The organism is Phreatobacter sp. AB_2022a (assembly GCF_026847585.1).
Lineage (GTDB): Bacteria > Pseudomonadota > Alphaproteobacteria > Rhizobiales > Phreatobacteraceae > Phreatobacter.
Genome location: NZ_JAPSET010000018.1, coordinates 118616 through 131269, shown reverse-complemented (window position 1 = coordinate 131269; position 12654 = coordinate 118616). Strand labels below are relative to the sequence as shown.

Below are 12654 nucleotides of genomic sequence, written 5' to 3'. Positions count from 1 at the left end.
TGCCCGGCAGGCTGGTCGCGGCCGGCGGGTTCGGCGGCCCCTGGACGTCGACGCGCGCGGCCTGCGCCGGCACCGGGCGCAGGTGCCGCGTGCTGACGTCGACCACATAGGTGCCCTCCTCGCGGAACGCGCGGACATCCGCCTCCGGAGCCACGGTCATGCGGATGGTGAGCTCCTCGGTACCGGTACTGGCCTCGATTTCCGGCACGAAGGACGGCAGCGCCTCGCGGGCCTGGCTCAGATCGGCGTTGAAGGGCTTGGCGACCTTCAGCACCAGCCGGTCGCCCGACCGGTCGAGAGACACGCCTGTCGGTTCCGGCAGGGTCAGCACGAAACGGGTGAAGGTCGGATGGTTGCCGACACGGATCGCGACCGGCGGCATGACCCGCGCGGCGCGCTGGGCCTCGGCGATCTGGGCGCGCCGTTCAGCCTCGCGCGCCCGGCGGGTCAGCTCCTCGACGACCTCGGCCGGCAGGGCCGGCGGCGGACCGCGCCAGCTGTCGGGCAGCATGTCGACGAACAGCCGCTCGCCGGCTTCCATCGCATTGACGGTCACGCGCTGGCTGAGCGCGAAGCGCAGCGACCGGCCGTCCGGATCGCGCCGCACCGCCGTGACATAGCCGGGAAGCCGCGCGGCGAGCCCCGCCGCCGCAACCTCGACCGGGCGGCGGAAGGTGACGATCATCACCCCGCCGCTCACCTTCACGTCGGTCGGCGTCGGCTGGTTGAAGCCGAAGACGAGGCGCGCGAAGCCGTCATTGATATTGGCCGATATCTCCGCCCGGCCCGGCTGTGGCCGGCTGGCAGCCGGCTGGATCGTCCGGCCTTCGGCCGGTTGCGCCCCTGCGGGCAGGGAGAGGTGTCCCGCGAGACCGATGGCGATCAGGCAGGATCCGGTCAGTGTGGCCGCAACGCCCATCCTGGCGCGGCCCCTGAGGCATTGCGCGTTCCCGTCCATGGGTTCGCCACTCGCTGTGCTGCGCCGGTCACACGATATCCGACGCCCGGTTCCTTCGTGTGACCGGTCGCGGGCATCATCGCGGGCTGCTGTTAACAGCCCGTTTCGGCGATCGGCGAATGTTGCGGTGCAAATGCCCGATCGAGGCAGGTTGAAGCGATTTTGCCGGTTTCCCGTTCAGAGCCGTTTTTCCATGAAGACGCTCAGTGGATCCTCGGCATAGTCGGCGAAGGGACCGCGCGGGGCAAAACCCATGCCCGCGTAGAGGCCGAGCGCGGCGTGGCTGGCAACGCCGGTCTCCAGCCGCAGGACGCCGACGTGCTCGGCCTCGGCACAGGCGATGAGGCGGGCGAGCACGCGCCGCGACAGGCCCCGGCCGCGTGCCGGCTCGATCACCCACATTCGCTTGATTTCGGCCCAGTCGCCGTGGAGCACGATCGCGCCGGTCGCGAGCGCGGTGCCGTCCGCCGCGCGCGCGACGAAGAACCGCACATTGGGTCGGCGCAACGCCTCGAGCGGCAGGTGGTGATTGCTTTCGGCGGGATAGAGAGCCGCCGAATTGGCCTCGCCCTGGGCGAGCAGGGCGACGATGTCGGGCTGCGCCGGATCCTCCTCGCGGATGTCGACCGAAGCGGTCTCGGGCCGGTACTGCGTCATGGCGATCCCATCGTGCTCGATCTGGCGGCGCAAACCGGGGCACCGTGCCCAGGGAGCGGGCAAGGCGCGGGTCGCGGCGACGCCTGGCCGATCGGGAGCAAGGGCCGTGCCGCCGCCGTCAGCGGGTCGGCTGGCCCTCGATCTTCGGCAGTTGCGCCGCCGGCACCTGGCGCGGATCGACGCTGGCGGTCTGGCCCGGCCGGCGCGCCAGCTCCACGGTCAGCCGCTGCGCGGGAGCGGCCTGCATCTGGGCGAGCACGTCGGCGAGCTTCTGCGGCCGCATGGCGCGGGCGACCTCCACCACGACCGCCAACTCGAGATTGTCGAAGATGCGCGCGGCATCCTTTGGCCGCATCGTCTCGTACATGCTGACGAAGCCGCGGAAGCGCTGCTGCTCGGCTTCGTCGCGCCGCTGCTCGAGCCCGGCGATGCGGCTTTCCAGCTCCTTCAGCTCGTTCGCCCGCTGCTCCATGCGCCGCTCGGCCGCGCGCAGCAGGTTCTCACGCATGTCGAGCTCGCGCTGGCGGTTGTCGAGCTCCTGGCGGCGCTCCTGCAGGCGTTCGAGGATCGCCCGCTCGGACGCGGAGACCTGCGGCGGCTGGGGCAAGGCGAGATTGTTGAGCGGCTGCGGCGAAGGCGGCGCCGGCGCGGCGGGCGCCGCCGCCGGCGGCGTGACCGACCCGGTTGTCAGCATGGCATCGCTCGTCCCCGCCCGCTCGGGGCCGGGAATGCCGCGGTCCTGCGCGTGCACGGTGCGCGGGCCGGCCGGGCCGACATCGCCGCTGACCAGGCCGACCACCTTCAGGAACAGAAGGCTGCCGACGGCAACCGTGACGATCGGCAGGAGGCGCGGCTGGTTCATCGCCAATCCCTTAGGCGGCCCGGGCGCTGACGCGCGCGGCAAAGGCGGTGGCGGCGGCGAGGGTCGAGGCCGCGTTGGCTTGCCCCGGCATCACACCCGCCTCGTGTGCGCCATCGGTCTCCGCGGCTTCGCGCGCGGTGGCGGCCCGCGCCGCGGCGGTGATGCGCGAGATCCGCTCGACCACCTCCTGGCCCGACTTCACCTCGCGGTCGATCTCGGCAATGAACTGCTCGGCGCTGCGCAGCCTCTCGCCCAGCGTCGTGTCGCATTCGCGCACCGTGACCTTGAGGCCCTGGATGGCGCGCTCGGCGATTTCGGTGGCGGTGACCAGCTCGGCGATCGTCGCCTTCAGCGCCTGCTCGTCCGAGCGCAGGCGTTCGAGACGCCGGTTGAGCAGGACGCAATAGGCGATGGTGGCGGCCAGTAGGCCGCAGACCATGAGCTCGACGAGGAGAGAAATGACGAAGCTGGACATCAGAGTTCCTGCCCACCGGAAGAGATCTGCTCGAACTGCGTGAGGGTCGTCCGGGCCCGCCGCAGCGGGCGCTGCACCTTCACCGCCACCTTGTCGCCGACCCGGCCCATGCGGCCCTCGGTCAGGATCTGGTCGCCGCAGCGCACCTTGACCAGCGCGTCGGGTTTCATGTCCAGCACCAGCGTGTCGCCGACCTTCAGGTTCATCAGCTGACGCAGCGGCAGATCGGCCTCGTAGAGCACCGCCTCCACGGCGGTGCGCGCCTGGAAGATCTCCGAGGCGAGATGCCCTTCCCAGACCGGGTCGCGGCCGAGCTTCTCGCCGACGAAGGTCTGCATCAGCCGGTCGCGGATCGGCTCGATCGTGGCATAGGGCAGAAGGATCTCGACCGAGCCGCCGCGCTCTTCCATGTCGATGCGCAGGCGCACCAGGATGGCGGCGTTGTTCGGCCGCGAGATGGCGGCGAAACGCGGATTGGTCTCCAGCCGGTCGATGCGGAAATTGACCGGCGAGATCGGCCGGAAGGCGGCCTCGGCATCGGCCAGGATCACCTCGATCATGCGCTTGACGAGGCCCATCTCGATGGTCGTGTAGGGCCGGCCCTCGACGCGGATCGCGGTGACGCCGCGGCGGCCCCCGAGCAGCACGTCGATGATCGAATAGATCAGGCTGGAATCGATGGTGGCGATGCCGAAATTGTCCCACTCCTCGGCCTTGAAGATGGTCAGGATGGCCGGCAGCGGAATGGAGTTGAGATAGTCGGCGAAGCGCACCGCATGGATGCGGTCCAGCGACACTTCGACATTGTCGGAGGTGAAGTTGCGCAGCGACGTCGTCAGCAGGCGAACCAGCCTGTCGAAGACGATGTCGAGCATCGGCAGCCGCTCATAGGCGACCATGGCCGAGTCGATGATGGCGCGGATGCCGCCATTGTCGGTCAGCGCGAGATCTTCGACCGAGAAGCCGAGGAGGTTGTCGATCTCCTCCTGGTTCAGGATGCGTTCGGCTCCGCCCTTGGCCGAACCGGCGTGGGCCAGGCCGTCCTCGCCGAGCGCGGCCCAGTCCTCGTTGCCGTCGAGGCCGCCGGCGCCCTGCTCCTCCAGCGCCATGCCCCATTCGGCGGCAAGCGCGTCCTGGTCGATGTCCTTCCCCCCGGCCATGGCGCTCAAGCCCTCACTGCACGATGATTTCGCGGAACAGCACGGCATTGACCCGTGCCGGATGCACCGCCGTATTGACCCGCCGGGTCAGCTCGTCGCGCAGCCGGAAAATACCGGCCGAGCCTTCGATGTCGGAGGGGCGGACCTCGCGCAGATAGAGCTGGAAGGCATCGATCACGCGCGGCATGACCGGCCGGATCTGCTCAGCGGTCCGCGCATCGGCGACCTCGAGCGCCACCTTCACCCGAAGATACTGGGCGCGGTCCTGACCGACCGACAGATTGACCGTCATCTCGGGCAGGTCGACGAAGGACACCGGGATCGCGGCATGAACCGGCTCGGTATTGCGGGCCTCCGCGCGCGGCTTCATGAGGAAGAACCAGGCGCCCCCGCCGATCGCCAGGGCCGCGACCGCCGCACCGATGACGATGATCCGCGTCTTCGAGCCCGCGCCCGCAACGTCTTCTTCCTCGCCGTCCTCGACGGCGTCGGTCTTTTTCGGTTTCTTCGCCATGCCTTGCGCCCACCAGACTCAACGCTGCAGACGATGTCGCCACGATGGTTAACGGGACGCTAATTTTCGTTAACGAGCGGCAAAATTTGCCGGGTCTTTCGCGCCGCCCCGGCGCATTCTGCCGGGCGCATGGTTAGCAGGATCTCTCCATAAGTGGTTGATATTGCTTGAACGCGGCATTTGGCACGGACCATGCCAAGGCTGAGGACGGGTCCGCTGCCGTTTGGGAGAACGGGATCGGGCCCGAACTGGGGAAGAGCCGCGCGGCTTGCCGCCTTGGGAGAGGCGGGACGACGGCGCGGCGCGACATGGGACAGGTCCGATGGAGAACATCTCTCTCGTCGGCCTCTCGCGGCAGGTTGCCCTGCGGCGGGAGCTGGACGTTATTGCCAACAATCTCGCGAACCTGAATACGACCGGGTTCAAGGGCGACGCGGTCGTCTTCGAGGAGTTCATCAGTCCGACCGCGAACGACCAGACGTTCCAGCGCGGCGCCGACCGGCGCCTGTCCTTCGTCTGGGACCGGGCGACCGCCACCAATCTTGGCCAGGGCCCGCTCGAGCAGACCGGCAACGGGCTCGATGTCGGCATCGGCGGGCGCGGCTATTTCGTCGTCCGCACGCCCGAGGGCGAGCGCTACACCCGCAACGGTTCGTTCGAGATCAACGCCCAGGGCCAGCTCGTCACCAAGCAGGGCTATCCGGTGCTCGGCGACACCGGCCCGATCACCTTCGACCAGGCCGATAGCGGCATCACGATCACCCGCGACGGCACGATCAGCGTCATCGGCAACAATGCGACCAACCAGCCCGCGGGCCTGCGCGGCCGCCTGCGCCTCGTCGAGGGCAATACGCCGCGCGCGCTGGAGAAAGCCGGCGACAACCTGTTCCAGCTCCGGGCCGGCGCCCAGGTGACCAATCTGACCCCGGCCAATGTCGATCTGCGCCAGGGCTATATCGAGAAATCCAACGTCACCCCGGTGGTCGAAATGTCCCGGATGATCGAGGTGACCCGCGCCTATACCGCGCTCTCCGCATCCATCGAACGCCACGACCAACTCCGCCGCGACGCGATCCGCTCGCTCGGCAACCCGGCAAGCTGAGGAGCTTCATCGCCATGCGCGCCCTGCATACCGCCGCCACCGGCATGATGGCCCAGGAACTCACCGTCCAGGTCATCTCCAACAACATCGCGAACATGCGCACCACCGGCTTCAAGCGCCAGCGGGCCGAGTTCCAGGATCTGCTCTACGACCACCAGCGCCGCGCCGGCATGCAGAACTCGCAGCAGGGCAACGTGCTGCCGGTCGGCATTTCCGTCGGCACCGGCGTCAAGCCCGCCGCCACCTCGCGTGTCATGAGCCAGGGCAACATCCTGCCGACCGAAAAGGAATATGACGTCGCCATCCGCGGCGAGGGCTATTTCCGCATCCAGCTCCCGGACGGCCGCACCGCCTATACCCGCGACGGCTCGTTCGAGCTGAACGACCAGGGCCAGATCGCCACCGTCGACGGCAATCTGCTGGAGCCGTCGATCACCATCCCTCCCGGTGCCCGCGGCGTCACCATCTCGCCTTCGGGCGTCGTCCAGGTGCAGCTGCAGAACCAGGTGGCGCCGCAGACCGTCGGCACCATCCAGCTCTCGCGCTTCGTCAACAAGGCGGGCCTGGAATCGATCGGCGACAACCTGTTCCTGGAGACCGCCGCCTCCGGCCAGCCGACCACCACCGCGCCCAATGTCGACGGCATGGGCTCGCTGCTGCAGAAGAACCTCGAACAGTCGAACGTGACCGCGGTGTCGGAGATCTCGGATCTGATCGCCGCCCAGCGCGCCTACGAAATGAACGCCCGCATCATCTCGGCCGCCGACCAGATGTTGCAGTCGACCTCGCAGATCATGCGGTGAGGCGATCATGATCACCCTCAGGCTGTCCCTGGCACTGCTCCTCGGCTTCGGCGCGGCGCTGCCCGCCGGTGCCGAGACGCCGCCCACGCTGAAGGCCGGCGTCACGGTTGCGAGCGACATCGTCCGCCTCGGCGACCTCGTCGACAATGCCGGCGAATTCTCCGAGGTCGCGGTGTTCCGCTCCCCCGACATGGGCCATACCGGCCAGGTGCCGGCCTGGCGCATCGTCGAGGCGGCGCGACGCATGGGCATGGCGCGCATCGAGACCGGCGGCCGCACCGACGTCGCGGTCACCCGCGCCGCCCGCGTCATCCCGCTCGCCGACATGGAGGAGCGCATCGCGACCGCGATCGCCGGCAGCCTCGGCATCGCCGATTCCAGCCGCATCGCCGTCACCTTCGATCGCGGCGTCAGGCCGATCGCGGTCGAGCCGACCGTCCGCGGCACGCTCAGCGTCTCGCGCGTCGACCATGACCAGCGCAGCGGCCGGTTCGACGCCATGCTCGTGGTGGCCGGCGCCGCGCAGTCCGACCGCGGCGGCTTCCGCGTCACCGGCCAGGCGGCCGAGCTCGTCGACTATGTCGTGCCCGCCCGCTCGCTCAGCCGGGGCGAGGTGATCAAGGCGAGCGACCTGACGGTCGAGCGTCGGCCGCGCCACGAACTGGCCGGCGTCCCCGCCGACGCCATTTCCAGCCTCGCGCAGGCCGTCGGCCAGGCCGCGCGGCGGCCGCTGGTCGCCGAACGCGCCTTGCGCATCAGCGATCTCATGAAGCCCGAGATCGTCGAGCGCAACGGCAATGTGCTGATCCACTACGAAGGCAACGGCCTGTCGCTCACCGTGCGCGGCAAGGCGCTGGAAGCCGGTGCCGAAGGCGACACCGTCCAGGTGCAGAACCTGACCTCCCGCAAGACGCTGCAGGCGACCGTCACCGGCCCCGGCCGCGTCACCGTGGTCCAGCGCGCGGCGGTCACCACGCTCTCGGCCGCCGGCATCGGTTCGCCGGCCTCGACCAACCTGCAATGACCGTGTTCCCGACAGGATCCGCCATGCGTACCGCCCGCCTCTCCCTCGTCGTCGCCGCCGCCCTCGCCACCGCCGCCTGCGGCGCGCCCGATCGCCTGCGCAATATCGGCCAGCAGCCGGCGCTGTCGGCGATCAACAATCCGCAGACCCAGCCGGGCTACCGGCCGGTCTCCATGCCCATGCCCGAGCCGGTGCCGGTCTCGCACAATCCCAACTCGCTCTGGCGCAACGGCTCGCGGGCCTTCTTCCGCGACCAGCGCGCGCAGCGCGTCGGCGACATCATGACCATCAAGGTCAAGATCACTGACCAGGCGACGCTGTCGAACGAGACCAACCGCACCCGCACCAATACCGAAGGTTTCGGCGCGCCCAACATGTTCGGGCTGGAAAACCCGATCCGCAACGCCGGCGCCAATCCGGCCAACCTCCTGACGCTGAACAGCCAGTCGGGCAGCGACGGCAAGGGCACCATCAACCGCTCCGAACAGCTCGTCACCAATGTCGCCGCCGTGGTCACCCAGGTGCTGCCGAACGGCAACCTGGTGCTGGAGGGCCGGCAGGAGATCCGGGTCAATTTCGAGGTGCGTGAGCTGATCGTCGCCGGCATCGTCCGGCCCGAGGACATCGAGAGCGACAACACGATCGACTCGGCCAAGATCGCCCATGCCCGGATCGGCTATGGCGGCCGCGGCCAGATCACCGACGTGCAGCAGCCGCGCTACGGCCAGCAGGCGCTGGACGTCCTGCTGCCCTGGTAGGGGCCCCGTCCCGCTTCCCCTGCCACGGCGCTTGTCCCGGCGCCGCGGCGGACCCCGCGCCGTCCGCGCTCCCCAGGCGATACGGCCAACCGCGCCGCCCGTGCTCCCACACGGGCGGCGTGCTCATTGCCGCGTGTCAGATTCCCGTCACCGAGGCTTCGGTAGATCGTGACGACCCGCCCCATCCTCCCGCCGCGCGAAGGACATGCCGCTATGACTGCCTGGCTCCCGACCTTTCCCGACCGCCGTGAACTCATCAAGGCCGCCAGCGCCGGCCTCGTTCTGGCCGCGGCGCGCCCCGCCCTCGCCCGGGCGCCGCTCGCCGGCGCACAGGTGCCCGGCATCTACCGGATGAAGGTCGGCGCCCTTGAAGTGACCGCCGTGCTGGACGGCCATCTCGACCTGCCGCAGGCCCTGTTTCCCAAGGCGACCGACGGGGAGGCCGAGGCCCTGCTCGACCGCGCCGCGGTTCCGCGCGCCCGGCACGTCAACTGTCCCGTCAACACCTATCTGGTGAACAGCGGCGACCGGCTCGTGCTGGTCGACACCGGCACCGCCAACGCGATGGGGCCGTCGCTCGGCCTGATGCCGCGCAATCTCGCGGCCGCCGGCGTCACGCCCGAACAGATCGACACCGTGCTGATGACGCATCTTCACCCCGACCATGCCAACGGGCTGATCACGCCCGACGGCAAGGCCTTCTTCCCCAATGCCGAACTGGTGGTGGCCGGCGCCGAATATGATTTCTGGACCGACCAGGCGCTGATGAACCAGGCCCCGGCCGATTCCCAGTCCTTCTTCCGCATGGCCCAGGCGGCCCTGCAGCCCTACAATGACGCCAACCGTCTGCGCCGGCTCGGCCGCGACGCATCGGAGGTGGTGCCCGGCATCAGCGCGGTGGCCGCGCCCGGTCACACGCCCGGCCACACCGGCTATCGCATCGCCTCGGGCAGCCAGCAGTTGCTCGTCTGGGGCGACATCGTGCATGTCGCGCCCTTCCAGTTCGCCCGGCCTGACTGGTCGATCGCCTTCGACACCAGCCAGGACACGGCGGCCGCCTCGCGCCGGCGCCTGTTCGACATGACCGCCACCGACCGCATCATGGTCGCCGGCATGCACCTGCCCTTCCCCGGCATCGGTCATGTCCTGCGCGAGGGCGACGCCTATCGTTTCGTGCCGGTGCCCTGGCAGCCGCTCTAGCCGGGCGCCACGAAAAGAGCCGCACGCCGTGTCGGTACGGCCCGGCGCCGTTCGTCATCCTGTCGAAGCGCTCTGCAACCACAGGAGACGACAATGCGCCGGATCGTGACCTCAGCCTTCGTCAGCCTCGACGGCGTCATGCAGGCCCCGGGCGGGCCGCACGAAGACCCGACCGATGGCTTCAGCCACGGCGGCTGGCTCGTGCCCCACATGGACGCGGCGACCGGCGCGGTGATCGGCGAACTGTTCGACGCGCCGTTCGACCTCATGCTCGGCCGCCGGACCTACGACATCTTCGCCGCCTACTGGCCTGATATCGCCAACAAGCCCGAGGCCGATACCGGCACGCTCGCCATCGGCGCGGCGTTCGATCGCGCCACCAAATATGTCGCGACCCACCGGCCCGAGAGCCTCGCCTGGCAGAACAGCCGGTCGCTCGGGCCCGATATCGTCGCCGGCATCCGGACCCTCAGGGCCGGCGACGGGCCGACCCTGCTGACCCAGGGCAGCAGCACGCTGGTCCACACCCTGCTGGCCGCCGACCTCCTCGACGAGATCAGGCTCTTCATCTTTCCGGTGGTGCTCGGCCGGGGCAAGCGCCTGTTCGCCGAAAATGCCCTGCCGGCTGGCTACCGGCTGACGAGGTCGGCGACGAGCGGAAGCGGCGTCGTGATGGCGAGCTATGAGCGGGCGGGCGCCGTGCCGACCGGCGAGTTCGGCCCGGACCGGCCGACCCCGGCGGAGATCGAACGCCGGCGCACGCTGACCTGAGCGCGCTGGTGCGGCCGCAGGCCGCGCGTTCAGGTGCGCGACACCAGCAGCTTGAGGCCGGCAAGCCCGAAGAATACGGCAAGCGCACCCTCCACGACGCGCCGGACGCGCTGATAGAGGCGGACCATCGGCCGGGTCGAGAAGACCAGCGCGTAGCCGCAGAAGACGATGATGCCGAGCAGCGCGCAGCCGGCAATGATCATCGGCAGGACCACGGCCGGCATGTCCGGCCGCAGGGCGAGCGACATGATGGCGATCCAGGCGAGGATGGATTTCGGATTGCTCAGATGCATCAGCAGGCCACGCCGGTAGATCCGGCCGAAATCGGTGCCGCCGCCAGGCGCGGTGACGGCCGGCCGGCTCGGCGCCAGCGCCGCGCGCGCCGACTTCCAGGCAAGGTAGAGAAGGTAGAGCCCGCCGCCGATCCTGATCGCGGTCAGCGCATGGGCATAGGTTGCCAGCACAGCGGAAAGACCGGTGGCCGCCAACATGGCCCAGAAGATCGAGCCCGTGATGACGCCGCTCGCCAGGACCAGGGCGGGCAGCCTGCCCCGGCTCATCGCCATGCCCATGATCGCCATGTTGCTCGGCCCCGGGCTCGCCGTCGCCAGCACATAGGCCGCATAGACCACCAGGAGGTGCTGGACATGTGCGAAGGCGAGACTCTGCATGGCAAGGCTCCCTGGCGGCCGCGCGCGGCCATCGTTAATCCGCCATCGGCTTAGACCGAAGCCGCGGCCTTGGCCATTGTGGCCATCGCGCGCCAGCCATGAGGTCGAGGACCGGTCTGCGAGCGGCGCGCAGACACCGCCCCGAGGCCCCTCTCCCACTCAGTTCACCGCATCGCCCCCGGCGTCGAAATCGCCATGCGAGGTGATCACCCGGTCGACCAGGCCGAAGGCCCTCGCCTCCTCCGCGGTCATGAAATGATCGCGGTCGAGCGTCCGCTCGACCTCTTCGTAGGGCCGCCCGCAATGGTGGGCATAGAGCCGCGTCACCCGCGCCTTGGTCTGCCGCATCTCCTCGGCGTGGATCAGGATGTCGGAGGCCTGGCCCTGATAGCCGCCGAGCGGCTGGTGTACGTGGATGCTGGCATTGGGCAGCGCCGCCCGCTGGCCGGGCTCGCCCGCCATCAGCAGGAACGAGCCCATCGACCGGGCCGTGCCCATGCACAGCGTCGCGACCGGACAGGTGATGAACTGCATCGTGTCGTAGATGGCGAGCCCGCTGGAAATCACGCCGCCCGGCGAATTGATGTACATCGAGATCGGCTTCTTCGGATTTTCCGATTCCAGGAACAGCAATTGCGCGCAGATCAGCGCGGCCATGCCGTCCTCCACCTCGCCGTTGAGAAAGATGATCCGCTCGCGCAGCAGGCGCGAATAGATGTCGAAGGACCGCTCGCCGCGGCTCGACTGTTCGACCACCATCGGGACGAGTTGCATCGTGTCGCGCATGGGCGAACCACTCCTTTGGATATTGCAAGGGACCAGATGAAACGCCAGGCGGCGCGTCAGCGGCCGGGCGGCGCCATGGCCGTCACGCGGCGCGCATGACCGTCCTGGCATTGCCGTTGGCGGCCGCCGGCACGTGGACGGTGCTCGCCGGCGCATGGACGATGGCGAGCCGCGTGCCGCCGGCCTCGCCCGGCGCGATGCGGAAGGTCACGACGCTCTCGGCCATGCTGCCGCTGCCTTCGCTCAGCCGATAGCGGATCCAGCGGTCGGGCTCGCTGTCGATCACGTCGAGCCGGAACGCCCCTTCCGGCACCTCCGCGCCCGGCCGCGCCGGCAGCCAGCGCTCGACCAGCTCGGGCACGGTCAGCGCGCGCCAGACCTTGGCGAGCGGCGCCTCCAGCTCGAACTCGAAACGGAGCGGCGTCGCCGCGCCCTGCCTTTCGCCGCGATCGGTCATTGGTCCATTTCCTTCAGCACCTGCCTCAGCGCCTCGACCCGGTCGGGCCAGAACGCCCGGTAGCGGGTGAGCCAGCGGAACATGCGGTCGAGCCCTTCCGGGTCGACGCGGTAGAGCACGTGGCGTCCCTGCCGGCGCTCGGCGACGAGACCGGCCTCGCGCAGCACGGCAAGATGCTGCGACATGGCGGGCTGCGAGATGCCCGCGCCGTCGCGCAGTTCGGTCGCGTTGCGCTCGCCATCGGCGAGCCGTTCGAACACGGCGCGGCGGGTGGGATCGGCAAGGGCGCGGAACAGCTCGGTGTCGGACATGGTGACACATAAGCATGCACTTATGTCTATGGCAAGTCGCCCCGGCCAAGATCACGACCTTGCCACGCTGCCGCCCTCGTGCCTCCGCCAGTTGAAGGTTGACTTTCCCGGCGCGCCGATTTGACCATTGCTCTTCGCGCGATCC

Annotated in this window: 15 protein-coding genes and 1 pseudogene; 6 read left to right on the top strand and 10 right to left on the bottom strand. The window is 69.3% G+C overall.

Annotated elements, in window-relative coordinates; genetic code table 11:
• The 6 genes and pseudogenes from OZ671_RS15210 to fliL all read right to left on the bottom strand — a co-directional run.
• Nucleotides 1–919, bottom strand: a pseudogene (locus tag OZ671_RS15210) (hypothetical protein); the annotation flags it as partial.
• A gap of 216 nt (nucleotides 920–1135) precedes the next feature.
• Nucleotides 1136–1615 (bottom strand): GNAT family N-acetyltransferase, encoded by a 480-nt coding sequence (locus tag OZ671_RS15205; RefSeq protein WP_268861530.1) that lies wholly within the window; start codon nucleotides 1613–1615, stop codon nucleotides 1136–1138.
• 118 nt (nucleotides 1616–1733) lie between these two features.
• Complete coding sequence (locus tag OZ671_RS15200) at nucleotides 1734–2477, bottom strand: MotE family protein (protein WP_268861529.1); 744 nt, start codon at nucleotides 2475–2477, stop codon at nucleotides 1734–1736.
• 10 nt (nucleotides 2478–2487) lie between these two features.
• Nucleotides 2488–2952: a DUF6468 domain-containing protein gene (locus OZ671_RS15195; RefSeq protein ID WP_268861528.1), complete on the bottom strand. Its 465-nt coding sequence runs from the start codon at nucleotides 2950–2952 to the stop codon at nucleotides 2488–2490.
• Nucleotides 2952–4061, bottom strand: a complete 1110-nt coding sequence (fliM, locus tag OZ671_RS15190; protein ID WP_442957086.1) for a flagellar motor switch protein FliM — start codon at nucleotides 4059–4061, stop codon at nucleotides 2952–2954. The genes OZ671_RS15195 and fliM overlap by 1 nt, the downstream gene beginning before the upstream one ends.
• 64 nt (nucleotides 4062–4125) lie before the next feature.
• The gene (gene fliL, locus OZ671_RS15185) at nucleotides 4126–4626 is read right to left on the bottom strand and encodes a flagellar basal body-associated protein FliL (RefSeq protein ID WP_268861526.1); all 501 of its coding nucleotides are present in this window, start codon (nucleotides 4624–4626) and stop codon (nucleotides 4126–4128) included.
• 322 nt (nucleotides 4627–4948) lie between these two features.
• Here fliL and flgF point away from each other — a divergent pair, with 322 nt between their 5' ends.
• From flgF to OZ671_RS15155, 6 genes are all read left to right on the top strand, one after another.
• Nucleotides 4949–5728: a flagellar basal-body rod protein FlgF gene (gene flgF / locus OZ671_RS15180; RefSeq protein WP_268861525.1), complete on the top strand. Its 780-nt coding sequence runs from the start codon at nucleotides 4949–4951 to the stop codon at nucleotides 5726–5728.
• A 14-nt stretch (nucleotides 5729–5742) separates the two neighbouring features.
• Entirely contained in the window at nucleotides 5743–6531 is a 789-nt protein-coding gene (flgG, locus tag OZ671_RS15175) for a flagellar basal-body rod protein FlgG (RefSeq protein ID WP_038306296.1), read from the top strand.
• Between the two features lie 7 nt (nucleotides 6532–6538).
• On the top strand, nucleotides 6539–7555 hold the full coding sequence (gene flgA, locus OZ671_RS15170; RefSeq protein WP_268861524.1) for a flagellar basal body P-ring formation chaperone FlgA: 1017 nt from the start codon (nucleotides 6539–6541) through the stop codon (nucleotides 7553–7555).
• A gap of 23 nt (nucleotides 7556–7578) precedes the next feature.
• Complete coding sequence (flgH, locus tag OZ671_RS15165; RefSeq protein WP_268861523.1) at nucleotides 7579–8313, top strand: flagellar basal body L-ring protein FlgH; 735 nt, start codon at nucleotides 7579–7581, stop codon at nucleotides 8311–8313.
• 213 nt (nucleotides 8314–8526) lie between these two features.
• On the top strand, nucleotides 8527–9513 hold the full coding sequence (locus OZ671_RS15160) for an MBL fold metallo-hydrolase (protein ID WP_268861522.1): 987 nt from the start codon (nucleotides 8527–8529) through the stop codon (nucleotides 9511–9513).
• Nucleotides 9514–9606: 93 nt separating this feature from the next.
• On the top strand, nucleotides 9607–10284 hold the full coding sequence (locus OZ671_RS15155) for a dihydrofolate reductase family protein (RefSeq protein WP_268861521.1): 678 nt from the start codon (nucleotides 9607–9609) through the stop codon (nucleotides 10282–10284).
• A 29-nt stretch (nucleotides 10285–10313) separates the two neighbouring features.
• Here the strand turns inward: OZ671_RS15155 and OZ671_RS15150 are convergent, their stop codons facing one another.
• The 4 genes from OZ671_RS15150 to OZ671_RS15135 form a co-directional block, all read right to left on the bottom strand.
• Nucleotides 10314–10955, bottom strand: coding sequence for a LysE family translocator (locus OZ671_RS15150; protein WP_268861520.1), 642 nt, complete (start codon nucleotides 10953–10955; stop codon nucleotides 10314–10316).
• Nucleotides 10956–11114: 159 nt separating this feature from the next.
• Nucleotides 11115–11741 carry an ATP-dependent Clp protease proteolytic subunit gene (locus OZ671_RS15145; protein ID WP_268861519.1) on the bottom strand — a complete coding sequence of 209 codons (627 nt, stop codon included), beginning with the start codon at nucleotides 11739–11741 and terminating at the stop codon, nucleotides 11115–11117.
• Between the two features lie 82 nt (nucleotides 11742–11823).
• Complete coding sequence (locus OZ671_RS15140) at nucleotides 11824–12198, bottom strand: SRPBCC family protein (RefSeq protein WP_268861518.1); 375 nt, start codon at nucleotides 12196–12198, stop codon at nucleotides 11824–11826.
• Nucleotides 12195–12509: an ArsR/SmtB family transcription factor gene (locus OZ671_RS15135; RefSeq protein ID WP_268861517.1), complete on the bottom strand. Its 315-nt coding sequence runs from the start codon at nucleotides 12507–12509 to the stop codon at nucleotides 12195–12197. The genes OZ671_RS15140 and OZ671_RS15135 overlap by 4 nt, the downstream gene beginning before the upstream one ends.
• Between the last annotated feature and the right edge of the window lie 145 nt (nucleotides 12510–12654).